Source organism: Bradyrhizobium sp. WYCCWR 12699 (assembly GCF_032144035.1).
Lineage (GTDB): Bacteria > Pseudomonadota > Alphaproteobacteria > Rhizobiales > Xanthobacteraceae > Bradyrhizobium.
The window spans coordinates 266320-284581 of the sequence record NZ_JAVTJN010000005.1; the positions used below are offsets into that span (position 1 = coordinate 266320).

The 18262-nt window shown below is 64.0% G+C and carries 15 protein-coding genes; 5 read left to right on the forward strand and 10 right to left on the reverse strand.

Annotation, left to right across the window (positions count from 1 at the left end):
• Window positions 1-4 precede the first annotated feature (4 nt).
• Window positions 5-1045, reverse strand: coding sequence for a branched-chain amino acid ABC transporter permease (locus RPS27_RS05965; RefSeq protein ID WP_212067849.1), 1041 nt, complete (start codon window positions 1043-1045; stop codon window positions 5-7).
• A 176-nt stretch (window positions 1046-1221) separates the two neighbouring features.
• On the opposite strand from RPS27_RS05965, the gene RPS27_RS05970 reads away from it, so the two are divergent.
• Window positions 1222-1743, forward strand: coding sequence for a MarR family winged helix-turn-helix transcriptional regulator (locus RPS27_RS05970; protein WP_194404509.1), 522 nt, complete (start codon window positions 1222-1224; stop codon window positions 1741-1743).
• A gap of 31 nt (window positions 1744-1774) precedes the next feature.
• Here the strand turns inward: RPS27_RS05970 and RPS27_RS05975 are convergent, their stop codons facing one another.
• The 9 genes from RPS27_RS05975 to RPS27_RS06015 form a co-directional block, all read right to left on the reverse strand.
• Complete coding sequence (locus RPS27_RS05975) at window positions 1775-3058, reverse strand: glycerate kinase (RefSeq protein WP_212067850.1); 1284 nt, start codon at window positions 3056-3058, stop codon at window positions 1775-1777.
• Window positions 3059-3253: 195 nt separating this feature from the next.
• Window positions 3254-4483 carry an ABC transporter substrate-binding protein gene (locus RPS27_RS05980; protein ID WP_212067851.1) on the reverse strand — a complete coding sequence of 410 codons (1230 nt, stop codon included), beginning with the start codon at window positions 4481-4483 and terminating at the stop codon, window positions 3254-3256.
• A 243-nt stretch (window positions 4484-4726) separates the two neighbouring features.
• Complete coding sequence (locus tag RPS27_RS05985; RefSeq protein WP_212067852.1) at window positions 4727-5953, reverse strand: ABC transporter substrate-binding protein; 1227 nt, start codon at window positions 5951-5953, stop codon at window positions 4727-4729.
• Window positions 5954-6074: 121 nt separating this feature from the next.
• On the reverse strand, window positions 6075-7310 hold the full coding sequence (locus RPS27_RS05990; RefSeq protein WP_211415835.1) for an ABC transporter substrate-binding protein: 1236 nt from the start codon (window positions 7308-7310) through the stop codon (window positions 6075-6077).
• A 38-nt stretch (window positions 7311-7348) separates the two neighbouring features.
• Window positions 7349-8368, reverse strand: coding sequence for a branched-chain amino acid ABC transporter permease (locus RPS27_RS05995; protein ID WP_211415836.1), 1020 nt, complete (start codon window positions 8366-8368; stop codon window positions 7349-7351).
• Between the two features lie 2 nt (window positions 8369-8370).
• The gene (locus tag RPS27_RS06000) at window positions 8371-9249 is read right to left on the reverse strand and encodes a branched-chain amino acid ABC transporter permease (RefSeq protein WP_194404503.1); all 879 of its coding nucleotides are present in this window, start codon (window positions 9247-9249) and stop codon (window positions 8371-8373) included.
• Between the two features lie 13 nt (window positions 9250-9262).
• Window positions 9263-9976: an ABC transporter ATP-binding protein gene (locus RPS27_RS06005; RefSeq protein ID WP_008135694.1), complete on the reverse strand. Its 714-nt coding sequence runs from the start codon at window positions 9974-9976 to the stop codon at window positions 9263-9265.
• Window positions 9973-10770, reverse strand: coding sequence for an ABC transporter ATP-binding protein (locus tag RPS27_RS06010; protein WP_211415837.1), 798 nt, complete (start codon window positions 10768-10770; stop codon window positions 9973-9975). Before RPS27_RS06010 ends, RPS27_RS06005 begins: the two co-directional genes overlap by 4 nt.
• A gap of 66 nt (window positions 10771-10836) precedes the next feature.
• Entirely contained in the window at window positions 10837-11703 is an 867-nt protein-coding gene (locus tag RPS27_RS06015) for an IclR family transcriptional regulator (protein ID WP_194408460.1), read from the reverse strand.
• A gap of 130 nt (window positions 11704-11833) precedes the next feature.
• Between RPS27_RS06015 and RPS27_RS06020 the strand changes: the two genes are divergently transcribed.
• From RPS27_RS06020 to pimC, 4 genes are all read left to right on the forward strand, one after another.
• Complete coding sequence (locus tag RPS27_RS06020) at window positions 11834-13930, forward strand: 3-hydroxyacyl-CoA dehydrogenase NAD-binding domain-containing protein (RefSeq protein ID WP_313753930.1); 2097 nt, start codon at window positions 11834-11836, stop codon at window positions 13928-13930.
• Between the two features lie 145 nt (window positions 13931-14075).
• The gene (pimA, locus tag RPS27_RS06025; RefSeq protein ID WP_212067854.1) at window positions 14076-15758 is read left to right on the forward strand and encodes a dicarboxylate--CoA ligase PimA; all 1683 of its coding nucleotides are present in this window, start codon (window positions 14076-14078) and stop codon (window positions 15756-15758) included.
• Window positions 15755-16942, forward strand: a complete 1188-nt coding sequence (locus RPS27_RS06030) for an acetyl-CoA C-acyltransferase (RefSeq protein ID WP_212067855.1) — start codon at window positions 15755-15757, stop codon at window positions 16940-16942. Before pimA ends, RPS27_RS06030 begins: the two co-directional genes overlap by 4 nt.
• Before the next feature lie 16 nt (window positions 16943-16958).
• Complete coding sequence (gene pimC, locus RPS27_RS06035) at window positions 16959-18149, forward strand: pimeloyl-CoA dehydrogenase large subunit (protein ID WP_194404498.1); 1191 nt, start codon at window positions 16959-16961, stop codon at window positions 18147-18149.
• Window positions 18150-18262 lie beyond the last annotated feature (113 nt).

Consider the following 18262-nt stretch of genomic DNA (forward strand, 5'->3'; position numbering starts at 1 on the left):
GGCCTCAGTCCTTCTCTTCTTCGACGGCGGGCGCGGCGAGCGAGCGCAGCAACAGCACGGGGATCAAGAGCATGAAAACGATCACCTCCTTGTAGTTGGAGGCATAGAAGGACGAGAACGCCTCGACGATGCCGACCACCAACGCCGCGACGGCGGTGAGGGGGTAGCTGACGAGGCCGCCGATGATCGCGGCGACGAAGCCTTTCAGGCCGATCAGGAAGCCGGAGTCGTAATAGAGCGTCGTGATCGGCACGATCATGATGCCCGACAGCGCGCCGATCACGGAGGCCAGCAGGAAGGCGATCTGCCCCGACAACGTGGTGCGGATGCCCGCGAGCCGCGCCCCGAGCCGGTTCACGGCGGTCGCGCGCAGCGCCTTGCCGTAGAGCGTCAGGCCGAAGAACAGCCAGAGCCCGACGATGAAGGCGATGGTGATGCCGTAGACGGTGAGGCTCTGGCCGGTGAAGCGCAGCGCGCCGGCGGTGAAGGCGCCGGACAGCACGGCGGGTCCGCGCTGGCCTTCGGCGCCAAAGAACAGCAGGCCGAGGCCCTGCAGCGCGAGGTGGACGCCGACGGAGGCGATCAGCAGCACCAGCACCGATGTGTGCGCCAGCGGCTGGAACGCGATGCGGTAGAGATAGAGGCCGATCATCGCCACGATCATCAGCGACAGCGCGATGCAGATGGCGACCGGCGGCTTCTGGGCGGCGAAGTACACGGTGAGCGCCAGCACGATGGCAGGCAGCACGACGTTGGTGATCAGGCTGCGCACGACCAGTCGCCCGTGCAGCGCCTTGCGGCCTTCGAACAGGTCGAAGGCGAAGGCGCCGACGCCGAGCGCCAGCGCGAGCTTGGCCGTCCCCGGCATCTGGCCCGCGGCCAGCGAGGCATAGGTCAGCGCGCCATAGGTGACGAATTCGCCCTGGGGAATGAGGATGACGCGGGTGACGGCGAACACCAGCACCAGCGCCAGGCCGAGCAGCGCATAGATCGCGCCATTGGTAATGCCGTCCTGCACCAGGAACAGCATGATGGTGGTATTCAAGACCGGACGCTCCCCCTAAAGATTCGGACCGGTCCCCCCGATTGTGGTGGACGGTCCGCTCACAGCCATTGAAAAACGCATGCGATATTTGATATGGTCCATAACAATTATCAAATATAACTTCAAGGGTGAGGGGCGACCCGCCCCAAATTTAGCGGGAATACGAGCACGAGGCGATGACCGTTTCCAAAACCGCTGAAAAGTCCTCCGAAAAGCCCGGCGAGGCGGCCAAGGGCCGCAAGGACGCGAGCGAGCCGCAGGCGGAAGCCCTCCAGCTCGGCGAGCTCTCCGAACAGCTCGGCTATGTCCTGAAGCGGGCGCAGCTCAAGGTGTTCGAGAACTTCTTGCGGTGCATGGCCTCGCTCCAGCTCACGCCGGCGCAGTTCTCGGTGCTGCTGCTGGTCGAGAAGAATCCCGGCCGTAACCAGACCGAGATCGCCTCCACCCTCGGCATCCTCAGGCCGAACTTCGTGGCGATGCTCGACAACCTCGAGAGCCGCGACCTTTGCGCGCGGATCCGCTCCACCAACGACCGCCGTTCGCACATCCTGGTTTTGACCGACAAGGGCAAGGCCGTGCTGGCCCGCGCCAAGAAGCTCGTCGCCACCAAGCACGAGGCGCGGCTGAACGATCTGCTCGGGCAGAGCAACCGCGAAGCCCTGATCGCGATGCTCTCGAAGATCGCGAGCGAGTTCTGATCTTACCCTCCAGGGGAGGGTAAGAGCAGCCTCAATCCACCAGGATCACCCGGATATCGTTCACGTTGGTCAGCGTCGGGCCCGGTTGCAGCAGATCGCCGGTCGCCTCGAAGAAGGCGGTGGCGTCGTTGTTGTCCAGATAGGCCTGTGGTTGCAGCGCTAGCGCCTTCATCTTCGCGAAGGTCGCGGCATCGATCAGCGCCCCCGCGGGGTCGGTCGGGTGGCCGGCACCGCCGTCGGCGCCGTCGGTGTCGCCGGCCAGCGCCGCAATATCAGGCGTGTCCTTGAGCAGGCTGGCGAGCGCCAGCGCGTATTCCTGGTTCGGGCCGCCGCGTCCCTGGCCGCGCACGGTGACCGTGAGCTCTCCGCCGGACAGGATTGCAAGGCGCTTGCCTTGCGCGCGTGCGTCCAGCGCCATCCTGGCGTGAGCGGCGGCGACCTCGCGCGCCTCGCCTTCGAGGTCGGCGCCGAGGTCGATGGTCTCGTAGCCGGATTGCCGCGCGAGCTTCACCGCGGCGTCGAGCGACTGCTTGGGCCGCGCAATGAGCTCGAAATGCGCGCGCGCGAAAGCCGCATCATCGGGCTTGCAGCTTTCGTTGGCGGGATCGTCGAGCGCACGGCGGACGGCATCGTCAATGTCGAGCTTGTATTTCGCGACGATGGCGCGTGCATCGGCCAGCGTGGTCGGATCAGGCACGGTCGGGCCGGAGGCGATGGCGGACGGATCGTCATGCGGCACATCCGAGATCGCGAGCGTCACGATCTCGGCGGCATTCTTGCCGGCGCGGGCGAGCCGGCCGCCCTTGATCCGCGACAGGTGTTTTCTCACCGTATTCATCTCGCCGATCGGCGCACCCGAGCGCAGCAGCGCCTTGTTGACCGCCTGCTTCTGCGCGAAGCTGATGCCCTCGCTCGGTGCGATCCAGTTCGCCGAGCCGCCACCGGTGAGCAGCACCAGCAGCAGATCGTCCGGCCCGGCTTCGCCAGCGAGCGCGAGCGTGTCGGCGGCACCCTTGAGGCCGGCCTCATCGGGCACGGGATGACCGGCTTCGACCACGCGGATGCGGCGCGTCGGCACACCGTAGCCGTGACGCGTGGTGGCGATGCCGACGAGGCGTTCCGGTGCGAGCTGGAGCGTGTCGAGATAATGGCGCTCCGCCGCCGCGGCCATCGCTGCCGCGCCCTTGCCGGCGGCAAGGCAGATCACGCGTCCCCTCGGCGCGGGCCGCAAATGCGGCGCCAGAATTGTGCTCGGATGGGCGGCGGCAACGGCAGCGTCGTAGAGTGCGCGGAGCAGAGGACGTCGGTCGGTCATGACGAAAAGCCTTGGGCGGACAGAAACACTGGCGGCGAGCGCGCCGGTCACATGCCTACCGCATTGGCCGCCAAAGCGTAAGCGGACTTTGCCATCATTCGATTGTGCAATCGCGTCATCATAATCGAAAGGCAAGCAAGAACCCCCTGTGCGATGCGCCCAGGGGGTTCTTTCGTCATCGTGTATTTCAGCCGTCTAGCCGCCGACGTCGGCGCTGATCACGTCGCCGAACAGCTCCCACTTCTCGCCCTTGAACCTCTCGAGCCGGAGCTGGCTGATGGGTGCAAAGTCGGTCGGCGAGGTGTTGATCTGGATGCCCGGCAGCAGCACTTCGGTGCGGTAGTCCTTCAGGCTGGCGGCCTGCTTCATGATGTTCGCGCGGGTGAGATCGTCGCCGCACTGCTTCAGCACCTGGACGAGGGTTTGCGCCACGCCGTAGCCGACGATGGTGCCATGGTCGAGCTTGTCGCCCTCCGGGAAGTACTTGGTCATGAAGGCGAGGAAATCCTTCATGCCGGGGTCGTTGTTCCACTCGGGATCGGAAACGTCCTTGAGATAGTCGGCGGAAATGATGTCCTGGGCATTCTCGAAGCCGGCGGGCTTGAGCACGCTGCCGACGGAAGCCGAGACGTTGTTGAGGAAGTGCAGCGGCTTCCAGCCGATCTCGGCGTTCTTCTTGATCGCCTGCGCTGCGAATTTCGGCGTCGTGATGTTCATGAAGACGTCGGCGCCGGTCGACTTCAGCTTGACGATGTGATTGTCGACGGTCGGCTCGGAGGTCTCATAGCTCTCCTCCATGACGATCATCGAAGAGGCCTTCGCCCCGAGGCCGTCCTTCAGCCCCTTCAGGTAATCCTTGCCGTAATCGTCGTTCTGAAACAGCACGGCGATCTTGGCATCCGGCTTGTTCTTCAAGAGCCACTTCGCATAGATCTGCGTTTCGCTCTGGTAGTTGGGTTGCCAGCCCATGGTCCACGGGAAGTCCTTCGGATCGTTCCACTTGGTTGCGCCGGTGGCGACGAACAGCTGCGGCACCTTCTTGGAATTCATGTATTTGTGAATCGCCGAGTTCGGCGGCGTGCCGAGCGAGTTGAAGATGAACAGCACCTCGTCGCTCTCGACCAGCTTGCGCGCCTGCTCCACCGTCTTCGGCGGCGAATAGCCATCGTCGTAGGAGATGAAGTTGATCTTGCGGCCGTTGATGCCGCCCTCGTCGTTGATCTTCTTGAAATAGGCGGCCTCGGTCCGCCCGATGATGCCGTAGGCGGAGGCCGGTCCGCTGTAGGGCATAATGTTGCCGATCTTGATCTCGGTGTCGGTCGCGCCGGTATCGTATTTCTTCTGGGCCGATGCAATCGAGGTCGAGGCCGCAATGAGCGCGAGTGCCAGTGACGCGGTCGCAAGCTTGCCGGTGACAGCGGGCATTCCAATCTCCCTAATTTTTCTTGGTGTGTGTGCGTCCCTTTTCTTGGCTTGATGGTTTTTGGTGACGCGACCGCAATTCAATACGATTTAGCTGCGACCTTCAACAGAAAGCCCCTGCGACGGCGTCGCAGGGGCTGCGTCTTTAGTAGTCACGGACGGGCGGCTTTCCGTGTGCGACTGCGAGAAGGGGCCGCTGTCTTGAGTTGATTAACTCGCCAGTAGGCTATCTTGAATTGCGCGACGTCAGTGGCCCATCTCGCTGGAGATGATGTCGCCGAACAGCTCCCATTTCCGGCCCTTGAAACGCATCATCTGCAGCTGCTCGATCGGGGCGAAATTGTCCGGGGCGGTGTTGATCTTGATGCCGGGCAGCAGCGTGTCGGGTGCGAAATCCTTCAAGGAAGCGGCCTGCTTCATGACGTTCTCGCGGGTGAGATCGTCGCCGCACATCTGCAGCACTTTCACCATTGTCTGCGCGGCGGCATAACCGAACACGACGCCGGCATCGAGCTTGTTGGCCTTGGGATCGTACTGCGCGAGGAAGTTATAGAATTTCTTCATGCCGTCATCGGCATTCCACTGCGGATCGGTGCCATCCTTGAGGTAGCTCGCCGACAGGAGGCCCTGGGAGATCTCGAGGCCGGCCGGCTCGATCACGCCGCCGACGGAGGCCGAGACGTTGGAGACGATGTGGACCGGGTGCCAGTTGATCTCCGCCGCCTTCTTGATCGCCTGCGCGGCGAATTTCGGGGTGGTAATGCTGATCAAGACGTCGGCGCCCGAAGCCTTCAGCTTCACGATGTGCTCGTCGATCGCCGGCTCGGAGGTGTCGTAGGCCTCCTGCAGCACGATCATCGAGGCCTTGGCGCCGAGGCCATCCTTCAGCCCCTTCAGATAGTCCTTGCCGAAATCGTCGTTCTGGTAGAGCACGCCGATCTTTCCGTCCGGCGCCTCCTTCATGATGTACTTGGCATAGATGCGCGCCTCGCTCGCGTAGCTCGGCTGCCAGCCCATGGTCCAGGGGTATTGTTTGGGATCGTTCCACTTGGTGGCGCCGCTCGCGACGAACAATTGCGGCACCTTCTTCTCGTTCAGGTATTTGCGGATGGCGCCGTTGGTGGAGGTGCCGAGCGAGCCGAAGATCAGGAGCACCCCGTCGCTCTCGACCAGCTTGCGCGCCTGCTCCACGGTCTTCGGCGGCGAATAGCCGTCGTCATAGGAGATGAACTTGATCTTGCGGCCGTTGACGCCACCCTCGGCATTGACCTTGTTGAAATAGGCTTCCTCGGCCTTGCCGATCGCGGCATAAGCCGAGGCCGGGCCGCTATAGGGCATGATGTTCCCTAGTTTGATCTCGGTATCGGAGGCGCCGCTGTCGTACTTCTTTTGCGCCAGTGCCGGGCTGCCCATTGCAGCGCACAAAGCGAGGACGGTCCAGAGGGCCGCAACCTGAAAACGAACGGCGGTCATTGTTCTCCTGCCCCGAGTTGCGTCGGCGCTGCATTGAACAAGATTGACGCCGGCCGTCAACAAAAAGCCCCCGCGATCGCTCGCGGGGGCTTCTCGATAGTTGGACTATCGCGTCAGCGTGTCACTCGGAGGCGACGTCGCCGCTGATGATCTCGCCGAACAGTTCCCACTTCTCACCCTTGAAACGCTGCATCTGGAGCTGGGCGATCGGAGCGAAGTCGGTGGCGCTGGTGTTGATCTTGACGCCGGGCAGCAGGGTGTCCGGGGCAAAGTCCTTCAGGCTCGCCGCCTGCTTCATGATGTTGGCGCGGGTGAGGTCGTCACCGCACATCTCCAGCGTCTTGGCGAGGGTCGACGCCGCGCCGTAGCCATAGACCATGCTGGTGTCGGACTTGTCGGCGCCGGGCATGTACTTGTCGACGAACTCGTTCCACTTCTTCATGCCGGGATCGTTGGCCCACTGCGGATCGGTGGAGTCCTTGGCATAGGCCGCCGACAGCACGCCCTGCGCGTTTTCGAAGCCGGCCGGCTTCATCACGCTGCCGACCGAGATCGACACGTTGGTGAGGATCTGCAGCGGCTTCCAGCTGAGCTCGGCCGTCTTCTTGATGGTCTGGGCTGCGAACTTCGGCGTCGCATAAATCAGGAGCACGTCGGGATTGGCCGCCTTGATCTTGACGATGTGGCCGTCGATCGAGGGCTCGGACACTTCATAGCTCTCTTCCATGATGATCATGGACGAGGCCTTGGCGCCCAGGCCATCCTTGGTGCCCTTGAGGTAGTCTTTGCCGAAATCGTCGTTCTGATAGAGGATTGCGACCTTGGCGTCGGGCTTCTCCTTCATCAGCCATTTGGCGTAGATCTGCGCTTCGCTCTGGTAGGAGGGCTGCCAGCCCATGGTCCAGGGGAAGTTCTTCGGATCGTTCCACTTGGTGGCGCCGGTGGCGACGAACAGCTGCGGGATCTTCTTGGCGTTGAGGTACTTCTGGATCGCGCTGTTCGAGGGCGTGCCGAGCGGATTGAAGACGACCAGAACCTCGTCGCTCTCGACCAGCTTGCGCACCTGCTCGACGGCCTTCGGCGGCGAATAGCCGTCGTCATAGGTGACGAAGTTGATCTTGCGGCCGTTAATGCCGCCCTTGTCGTTGATCATCTTGAAATAGGCTTCTTCGGTCTTGCCGATGATGCCATAGGCCGACGCCGGACCGCTGTACGGCATGATGTTGCCGATCTTGATCTCGGTGTCGGACGCTCCGGTGTCGTATTTCTTTTGGGCGAGTGCAGCGCCGGAGGTGAGGGCAATGGCCGCCGTTGCCGTGACCAGCGCGGCGGCTCGCAGTGTTCTTCCAAAATGCAATTCGGTCTCCTTGGTTTAAACAACAGTCTTTGAGGGTTTCAGTTTCTTTTGAGCTTGCCGGCGAATTGCTGGCCCATGATCGCAATCTGCCTTGCGCCGTGCGGCACGAGGTAGATGACGAGGAACAGCAGCACGCCGAACACTGCGCCGGAGAGGCCCTTGGAGATGCTCTCCGCCATGTTCGGCACGAAGATGATGAAGGCCGCGCCGACGAACGAGCCGGGCAGCCAGCCGACGCCGCCGACCACCATGCCGAGGAACAGCGAGATCGCGAGCGTGATGGTGTAGCTGTCCGGCGCGACGAACTGGACCGCGATGGCGCCCAGCGAGCCGGCAACGCCGGTGATGCCGGCGGACACCCCGAAGGCCAGCGTCTTGTACAGTGCGACGTTGACGCCCATCGAGGAGGCCGCGATCTCGTTGTCGCGGATCGCCATGAAGGCGCGGCCCGAGCGGGAGCGCAGCAGGTTCACCGAGAAGATGTAGATCGCGAGCGTCACGACGAGCGTGAAATAGTACAACCACATGTCCTGCGACATCGGCAGGCCGAACGGCGCGTCCGGCTTGGTGACGACGAGGCCCTGCACGCCGCCGGTCCAGTGTTCCAGGAAGTTCAGCTTCAGGAGTTGCGGCATAGCGGTTGCAAGCGCGAAGGTCGCGAGCGCGAGGTAGACGCCAGACAGCCGCAGCGCCGGCTTGCCGAACAGGTAGCCGAATCCGAAGCAAACCACCGCTGAGATCGGAATGGTCAGCGCGTAGTTGACGTTGAAGTACTCCATCAGCACCGCCGACGTATAGGCGCCAACGGCGTAGAATGCGCTCTGGCCGAGCGAGAACTGGCCGCTTCCGCCCGTCAGGATGTTCAGCGCCAGCACGGCAAGGCCGTAGATCAAGAGCATCGTCATCTGGAAGATGATGAAGTTCTTGACGAACACCGGCACGAGCAACAGCACCGCCAGCACCAGGAGCGAGGTGCCCGTGCCGAGCGTCATGGCTCGCTTAGGAACCGCCTCGACCGCCTGGTGGCCTTCTGCAACGACTTCTTCTGCAGCGCTCATGATCAAACTCGCTTGACAATTTGCCGGCCGAACAGGCCAGCGGGTTTGACGACCAGGACGGAGATGATCAGCGCGAGCGCGATCGGGAGTTTCAGCTCGTTGCCGACGCCGGGGATATAAGTGCCGGCGAGGTTCTCGAAGACGCCGACCAGGAAGCCGCCGACCACGGCGCCGAACGGGCTCGACAATCCGCCGAGCACCGCGGCGGCAAAGCCGTAGATCAGCACGCCGCCCATCATGTTGGGCTCGAGGAACACCACCGGTGCGATCAGCATGCCGGCGATCGATCCGATGGCGGTCGCCATGCCCCAGCCGAGCGCGATCATCCAGCTCGTGTTGATGCCGACGAGGCGGGCCGATTCAGGCACCGAGGCGGCTGCGCGCATCGCAAGACCGATCCGCGTGTACTGGAAGAAGAAGTAGAGGCCGAGCAGCAGCAGCACGGTGACGCCGATCATGCCGGCCTGGTGGGTCGAGATCAGCTGGCTGCCGAGGAACGGCGAGGAGCCGAACGGGGTCGGATACTGCTTGATGGTGAAGTCCCAGATCAGGCCGGCCGAGGAGTTGATGATCGCGAACAGCGCGATGAAGCCGGCGACGTTGGTCAGCACCGGTGCTTTCGCAAGCGGCTTGAACAGGATACGCTCGATCGCGATGCCGGCGACGAAGGAGAATGCCAGCGTGATCACGAAGGCGGCCCAGTAAGACACGCCCCATTGCATCAGCTGCCAGGATATGAAGGTCGAGAACATCGCCATCTCGCCTTGCGCGAAGTTGAGATGGTCGATGGCCTGGTAGATCATGACGACGGCGAGCGCCATGCAGGCATAGATCGCGCCCGTGGCAATGCCGGCCAGGACCTGGTTGGTGAACAGCTCCATTGTCCCAGCTCCCTCAGTAACCCAGATAGGATTTGCGGATTTCTTCGTTGTTCGCGATGTCCTTGGCGTTGCCAGACATCACGATGCGGCCGGTCTCGATCACATAGGCCTGGTCGGCGAGCTCGAGCGCGAGCTGGGCGTTCTGCTCGACCACCAGGATCGACACCTTGTCCTCGCGGTTGATCTTGCCGAGGATGCCGAACAGGTCGCGCACGACCAGCGGCGCGAGTCCGAAGGATGGCTCGTCCAGCAGCATCAGCCGCGGCCGCAGCATCAGGGCGCGGGCGACCGCGAGCATCTGCTGCTCGCCGCCGGAGAGCGTGCCGGCCTGCTGGGTGTGCCGCTGCTTCAGCACGGGGAAGTGTGCATACATGCGCTCGATGTCGGAGACGATGCCAGCGCTGTCCTTGCGGGTGATGGCCCCGAGCTGGAGGTTCTCCTCCACCGTCATGGTGGTGAAGGTGCCGCGGCCCTGCGGCACATGGGCAATACCGAACCGCACGATGCTCTCGGTTGAGCGGTTGTTCAGCGGCTTGCCGTCGAACTCGATCCCGCCCGTCGAGCGCACCATGTTGCAGATCGCGCGCAGCGTGGTGGTCTTGCCGGCGCCATTGGCGCCCAGCAGCGTCGTCAGCGATCCCTCGTTCAGCGAGAAGGAAAGGCCGTGGAGCGCCTGGACCTGGCCGTAATAGGCGCGCAGGTCCTTGACGTTGAGCAGTGTCGTCATTGGTCCTTGCTCCCGAGATAGGCCTTGATGACGTCGGGGTCCGCCTGCACCTGGGCCGGCGTGCCTTCCGCGAGCTTCTTGCCGAAATTCAGCGCGACGACGTGATCGGCGATCGACATCACGAGGCCCATGTGGTGCTCGACCAGCAGCACCGTCATATGGCGTTCGTCGCGAATGCGGCGGATGAGGTCGCCAAGCACGTAGACTTCCTCGTGATTGAGGCCGCCGGCGGGCTCGTCGAGCAGCAGGATCTTCGGGTCGGCCGCGAGCGCGCGGGCCAGCTCGACGCGCTTCTGCGTGCCGAAGGGCAGCCCGGACACGACGGTGTGGGCGACGTCCTCGAGGTCGAGGTAGGCGAGGATCTCGTGCACCTTCTTGTTGACGTCGGTCTCGCTGCGGCGGATCCAGGCAAGGCGCAGCGAGTCGCTGATGATGTCGCTGGAGGTGCGGGCGTGCGTTCCGACGCGGACATTGTCCATCACCGAGAGGTTCGGAAACAGCGCCACGTTCTGGAATGTGCGGCCAATCCCGATCTCGGCGATCCGGTGCGGCGGCCGCGTCAGGATGCTTGCGCCTTCCATCAGGATGTCGCCGGACGAGGGCTGATAGAGCCGGGACAGACAGTTGAACAGCGTGGTCTTGCCGGCGCCGTTGGGCCCGATCAAGCCGAGGATCTGGCCCTTGTGCATGTCAAAGGACACACCGTTGAGCGCGACAATGCCGCCGAACACGACGCTGACGTCGCGAACCGCGAGCAGGGGCGATGTCCCCTGCGCGAGCTGTGCCTGCGTCATCTCGTCTCGCTCACGTCGTTCAGTGAGCGAAGGGGCGATGCGAACCGCTCCCGACGATGACAAAGACTATCTGATCCCCTCGGCCAAACGCGCAACTTTCCCTCCTGATTTCAGCTTTTTGCTGACGTCTTTTTTGGAATGCGGCATCAGACCCCCGAGCGCCGCTTCGATGTTCCTTACCATCGCTAGGAGACGCGGTCCAATGTCGTTGATCAAACGCTCTTCCGTGAAGCGGAATGCGGGCGCGCCGCAATTGAACGCGTAAGGTCCGGTTCCGTCGTTGAGCTTGAGCGCGACGCCGGCGGCGCCGATGTCGTCGTGCCAGTCACCGACCGAGATCGCAAAGCCGTATTTCGCGACGGTTTCGCCGGAACGCTCCAGCCCGTCGCGCATCTTGGGCCAGCGGCTGCCGTAATGCTCGCGCAACAGACGCGACAACTCCGCGCGGTCGTCGTCGTCGAGCGCCCAGAAATAGGCGCGGCCCATCGCACTGGTTGCAATCGGCACGCGGGAGCCGACGTCAAGTTGAACGCCGACCGTCTCGCTGCCGCGGCTTTGCCCGAAATAGATCATGCTGTGACGGTCGCGCCCGCCGACGGCGACGGCGCCGCCGGTCGCGCGCATCACGTCCTCGCGGAACGGCTCGGACAAATGCCGAACGCCGAGATTGGCGAGCGCAGCGTAGCCGAGCGACATCGCGGCGGGCGTGAGCTGGTACTTCTCGAAGCGGGGAACCGGCGCAAGATAACCCAGCTTGGTCAGCGTGTAGGTCAGCCGCGACACCGTCGGCTTCGGCAGATTGGTGCGCGCCGCAATCTCCTGATTGCCGAGAAGGCCGTCATTGGGGTGGAATGCTCGCAATACGTCCAGTCCGCGGGAAAGCGCGACGACGAAATTCCGATCGGTCGCAGTCTTCTTTCCTGTACGCTTCATCCCTGATCTGCTTCTTGCGCGGAGTCGTTGACAAGCCACGTGCTTCAAAATAACCCTGCCGTCAAGATGCGGAATTAAATTCCGCACCGCGAAATCGAACAAAAGTTAATCCCACCAAGGAGGGAACACCGTGAGCGAAGTGGTCAAGCTTGAGCGTCATGACGAGATCGGGATCGTCACGGTCAACAGCCCTCCGGTCAACGCGCTGAGTGCCGCAGTCCGCGGTGGCATCCTGGAGTGCGTCAAGGCCGCAATCGCCGATCCCGCCATCAAGGGCATCGTGCTGACCTGCGCCGGCCGCACCTTCATTGCAGGTGCCGACATCACCGAATTCGGCAAGCCGCCGAAGCCGCCCGCCCTCAACGACGTGCTCTCCGAGATCGAGAACTCGCCGAAGCCGGTGGTTGCCGCGATCCACGGCACCGCGCTCGGCGGCGGCCTCGAGGTCGCGCTAGCCTGTCATTTCCGCGTCGCCGTCAAGGAAGCCAAGCTCGGCCTGCCCGAGGTGAAGCTCGGTCTGCTGCCGGGCGCCGGCGGCACCCAGCGCTTGCCGCGCGCGGTTGGTCCCGAGCTCGCCGTCAAGATGATCGTCGGCGGCGATCCCATCGGTGCTGCGGAAGCGCTGAAGAACGGCCTGATCGAGGAGATCGTCGAGGGACCGGCATCGGGCGGCGAAGCCTTCGTGCGCAAGCTGCTGGCCGAGAAGCGTCCGCTGCGGCGGCTGCGCGACGACGATTCCAAGATCGCGGCCGCCAAGGCCGACCGCTCGATCTTCACCAATGCGGTCGCCGCCATGACCAAGAAGTCGCGCGGCCTGGAGGCGCCGTTCGCCGCCGCCGACGCCGTGGGCTACGCCATTGACCTACCTTTCGACGAAGGTCTGAAGAAGGAACGCGAGGGCTTCCTGAAGCTCGTCGCCAGCGATCAGTCCAAGGCGCAGCGCTATGCCTTCTTCGCCGAGCGCGAAGCCGCCAAGATCGCCGGCGTTCCTGAAGGCACCAAGTCGCGCCCCGTGAACCGCGTCGCCATCCTCGGCGCCGGCACCATGGGCGGCGGCATCGCGATGTCCTTTGCCAATGCCGGCATCCCCGTCACGCTGATCGAGACCGGTGAAGAGCAGCTCAAGCGCGGCATGGGCATCATGCAGAAGAACTGGGAAGCGACCGCGGCGCGCGGCGGCATTCCCGCGGACGCGCCCGCCAAGCGCATGGCGCTGATCAACGGCGTCGTCGGCATCGAGAATGTCGGCGATGCCGACCTCGTCATCGAAGCCGTGTTCGAGACCATGGCGGTGAAGAAGGAAGTGTTCGGCAAGCTCGACCAATACGTCAAGTCCGGCGCCGTGCTGGCCTCCAACACCTCCTACCTCAACATCGACGAGATCGCGAAGTCGACCAAGCGTCCGCAGGACGTGCTCGGCATGCACTTCTTCTCGCCGGCCAACGTCATGAAGCTGTGCGAGATCGTACGCGCCGACAAGACGGCGCCGGACGCTCTTGTCACGGCCGTCTCCATCGCGCGCAAGATCGCGAAGGTGCCGGCCGTGGTCGGCGTCTGCGACGGTTTTGTCGGCAACCGCATGCTCGCCCAGCGCGGCAAGCAGTCCGAGAAGTTGCTGTTCGAGGGCGCCTTGCCGCAGCAGGTCGATGCCGTCGTGACAAAATTCGGCATGCCGATGGGGCCGTTCGCGATGGGCGATCTCGCCGGCCTCGACATCGGCTGGCGCTCGCGGAAAGATCGCGGCATCAAGTCGGAGATCGCGGACGCGCTGTGCGAAGCCGGCCGTTTCGGCCAGAAGACCGGCAAGGGCTATTACAAGTACGAAGCCGGCTCCCGCGCGCCGATGCCGGATCCGGAGGTCGAGAAGCTGATCGACGAGACGCTGCTGCGTCTTGGCCGCAAGAAGCGAATCGTCAGCGACGAGGAGATCCTCGAGCGCATGATGTATCCGATGATCAACGAGGGCGCGAAGATCCTGGAGGAGGGCATCGCGGCGCGTCCCTCCGACATCGACGTGGTCTGGCTCTACGGTTATGGCTGGCCGATCTACCGCGGCGGCCCGATGTTCTGGGCCGACAGCGTCGGCCTCAAGCACATCGCCGATCGCCTGGCCTTCTATGCCAAGGAGACCAACGATCCGAGCCTCGAGCCCGCCCCGCTGCTGAAGAAGCTCGCGGCGGAAGGCAAGACCTTCGCCTCGCTGGCGGCGGCGTCGAGGGCGGCTTGATGGCCGTAGTCTATCCGCATGTCATTCCGGGATGGCCCGCAGGGCCAGGCCCGGAATCTATCTCTCCTCAGGGCGTGCGGCCCGATGGATTCCGGGTTCGATGCTTCGCATCGCCCCGGAATGACGACCGAGTGTGATGCAAACAATGACCCATCCCGGCGAACAGTTTTATCCCGAGGGCGTGCGGTGGGACGACACCATCGTCCAGGGCACGTTGCCCGACCTGTTGTCGAAGGCAGCTGCCGACTACGGCCCGCGCACCGCGCTGGAATTTCGAGACCGTCCGATCACCTATACCGAGCTTGCCGCGATGGCCAAGCGCGCCGCCGCGGCATTCCTCCGCGCCGGCTGCGGCAAGGGTACGTCGATCGCGCTGTTCCTCGGCAATTCGCCTGACCATCCCGTCAGTTTCTTCGGCGCGCTGAAGGCGGGCGCCCGTGTTGCGCATCTGTCGCCGCTCGACGGCGAGATCGCGCTGACCCACAAGGTCTCGGATTCCGGCTCGCGCCTGCTCGTCACCTCGAACCTCCAGGCGCTGCTGCCGACCGCGCTGAAATTCCTGGACAAGGGACTGATCGACCGCCTCGTCGTCTGCGAGGACGATGATTGGGGCAAGGTCGGCACGCCGCAGGCGGCGATCCCCGATGATCCCCGCATCGTCACCTTCAAGGCCTTCGTCGAGGGCGCGGCTACCCCTGCGCAATGGCCTTCCGTGACGGCCGACGACGTCGCGCTGCTGCAATATACCGGCGGCACCACCGGCCTGCCCAAGGGTGCCATGCTGACCCACGGCAATCTCACCTCGGCCGTGTCGATCTACGATGTCTGGGGCAAGCCGAACCGCGCCGCGCGCGGCGAGGTGATCGAGCGCGTGATCTGCGTGCTGCCGCTGTTTCATATCTATGCGCTCACCGTCGTGCTGTTGTCCTCGCTCAGCCGCGGCAATCTGATCTCGCTGCATCAGCGCTTCGACGTCGAAGCCGTGATGCGCGACATCGAGGTCAAGCGCGCGACTTACTTTCCGGGCGTGCCGACGATGTGGATCGCGATCGCCGCGCTCCCCGATCTCGACAGGCGCGACTTCTCCTCGCTCGCCACCATCGGCTCCGGCGGCGCGCCGCTGCCGGTGGAGATCGCGAGCTTCTTCGAGCGCAAGGTCGGCAAGAAGCTGAAGAGCGGCTGGGGCATGACCGAGACCTGCTCGCCCGGCACCGGTCATCCGCCCACGGGCCCGGAGAAGCCCGGCTCGATCGGCCTGATGCTGCCCGGCATCGAGCTCGACGTGGTCGCCCTGGATGATCCCAGGCGCGTGCTGCCGCCAGGTGAGGTCGGCGAGATCCGCATCAAGGGCCCGAACGTCACCAGGGGCTATTGGAATAAGCCGGAGGGATCCACGGATGCCTTCGTCGACGGCCGCTTCCTCACCGGCGACATCGGCTATGTCGATGCGGACGGCTATTTCTTCCTGGTCGATCGCAAGAAGGACATGATCATCTCCGGCGGCTTCAACGTCTATCCGCAGATGATCGAGCAGGCGATCTACACCATCCCGGGCGTGCACGAGGTGATCGTGCTCGGCATTCCCGACCAATATCGGGGCGAAGCCGCCAAAGCCTTCATCAAGCTGAAGCCGGACGCAAAGCCGTTCTCGCTCGACGAGCTGCGCACCCAGCTCGCCGGCAAGCTCGGCAAGCATGAATTGCCGGCCGCCGTCGAATTCGTCGACGATTTGCCGCGCACGCCGGTCGGAAAATTGTCGCGCCACGAATTGCGCCAGCAGCAGAAACCGTCACAATCCGTTCAACACGCATCAGGAGGTCGTTCTTGACCGACGCCGTCATCGTTTCCACCGCCCGTACCCCGATCGGCAAGGCCTATCGCGGCGCGCTCAACGCCACCGAGGGCGCAACGCTGCTCGGTCACGCCATCGGCGAAGCCGTCGCGCGCGCCAAGGTCGATCCGAAGGAGATCGAGGACGTCGTGATGGGCGCGGCGCTGCAGCAGGGCGCGACCGGCGGCAACATCGCGCGCAAGGCGCTGCTTCGCGCCGGCCTTCCCGTCACCGTCGCCGGAACCACGATCGACCGCCAATGCGCCTCGGGCCTGCAGGCGATCGCGCTCGCCGCGCGCTCGGTGATCTTCGACGGCGTCGAGATCGCGGTCGGCGGCGGCGGCGAGTCGATCTCGCTGGTGCAGAACGACAAGATGAACGGCTTCCACGCCCAGGACCCGGCGCTGCTCAAGATCAAGGGCGAGGTCTACATGCCCATGATCGACACGGCGGAAGTCGTCGCCAAGCGCTACGGCATCTCGCGCGAGAAGCAGGACGAATATTCTCTGGAGAGCCAGCGCCGCACCGCCGCGGCGCAGCAGGGCGGCAAGTTCAAGGACGAGATCGCGCCGATCACGACGCAGATGGCGGTCACCGACAAGGCGACCGGCGCTGTCTCGATGAAGGACGTCACGCTGTCGCAGGACGAGGGTCCGCGTCCCGAGACCACGATCGAGGGCCTCGCCGGCCTCAAGCCGGTGCGTGGCGAAGGCCTTTCGATCACCGCCGGCAATGCCAGCCAGCTCTCGGACGGCGCCAGCGCCAGTGTGATCATGAGCGACAAGGAAGCGTCCAAGCGCGGTCTTGCGCCGCTCGGCATCTTCCGCGGCTTCGTCTCGGCCGGCTGCGAGCCGGACGAGATGGGCATCGGCCCGGTTTTCGCCGTGCCGCGCCTGCTCAAGCGCCACGGCCTCACCGTCGACGACATCGGCCTGTGGGAGCTCAACGAAGCCTTCGCGGTTCAGGTGCTGTATTGCCGCGACAAGCTCGGCATCGACCCCGAGAAGATCAACGTCGACGGCGGCGCGATCGCGGTCGGCCATCCCTACGGCATGTCGGGCGCGCGTCTCACCGGCCATGCCCTGATCGAAGGCCGCCGCCGCAAGGCCAAATACGCGGTCGTCACCATGTGCGTCGGCGGCGGCATGGGCGCGGCCGGGCTGTTCGAGATTTTGCAGTAATTCACAGGAGGATCCGATGGATCTCGCATTCACGAAAGAAGAGCAGGCGTTTCGCGAGGAAGTGCGGCAGTTCTTCCGCGACAACGTGCCGCCGGATACGCGGCGCAAGATGGTCGAGGGCCGCCACCTCTCGAAGGACGAGATGGTGACTTGGTGGCGCATCCTCAACAAGAAGGGCTGGGGCGTCAGCCACTGGCCCAAGCAATATGGCGGCACGGGCTGGACCTCCGTGCAGCACTACATCTTCAACGAGGAGCTGCAGTCCTATCCGGCGCCGCAGCCGCTCGCCTTCGGCGTCAGCATGGTCGGCCCGGTCATCTACACCTTCGGCAATGAGGAGCAGAAGAAGAAGTACCTGCCGCGCATCGCCAATGTCGACGATTGGTGGTGCCAGGGCTTCTCCGAGCCGGGCTCGGGCTCCGACCTCGCCTCGCTCAAGACCAAGGCCGAGCGCCGTGGCGACAAGTGGATCATCAACGGCCAGAAGACCTGGACCACCTTGGCGCAGCACGCCGACATGATCTTCTGCCTCTGCCGCACCGACAACAACGCCAAGAAGCAGATGGGTATCTCCTTCATCGTGTTCTCGATGAAGTCCAAGGGCGTCACCGTGCGCCCGATCCAGACCATCGACGGCGGCCATGAAGTCAACGAAGTCTTCTTCGACGACGTCGAGGTTCCGATCGAGAATTTGATCGGCGAGGAGAACAAGGGCTGGGACTACGCCAAATTCCTGCTCGGCAACGAGCGCACCGGCATCGCCCGCGTTGGCGTCTCCAAGGAGCGGCTGCGCCGCATCAGGGATCTCGCCGGCAAGGTCGAATCCGCGGGCAAGCCGATCATCCAGGATGCGGCGTTCCGCGAGAAGCTGGCGGCCTGCGAGATCGAGCTGAAGGCGCTCGAGCTGACCCAGTTGCGCGTCGTCGCCGACGAGGGCAAGCACGGCAAGGGCAAGCCCAATCCGGCATCCTCCGTGCTGAAGATCAAGGGCTCCGAGATCCAGCAGACCACCACCGAGCTGCTCATGGAAGTCATCGGCCCGTTCGCCGCGCCCTACGACGTGCACGGCGACGACGGCTCGAACGAAGCCATGGACTGGACCGCCCAGATCGCGCCGAGCTACTTCAACAACCGCAAGGTCTCGATCTACGGCGGCTCCAACGAGATCCAGCGCAACATCATCGCCAAGGCGGTGCTGGGGCTGTGATCCGTTTCCTCTCCGCGAAGGCGGAGAGGGCAATAGTCCACCGTCATTCCGGGGCGCGACGAAGTCGCGAACCCGGAATCCATCGGGCCGCATACGCTGAGGTGGGATGGATT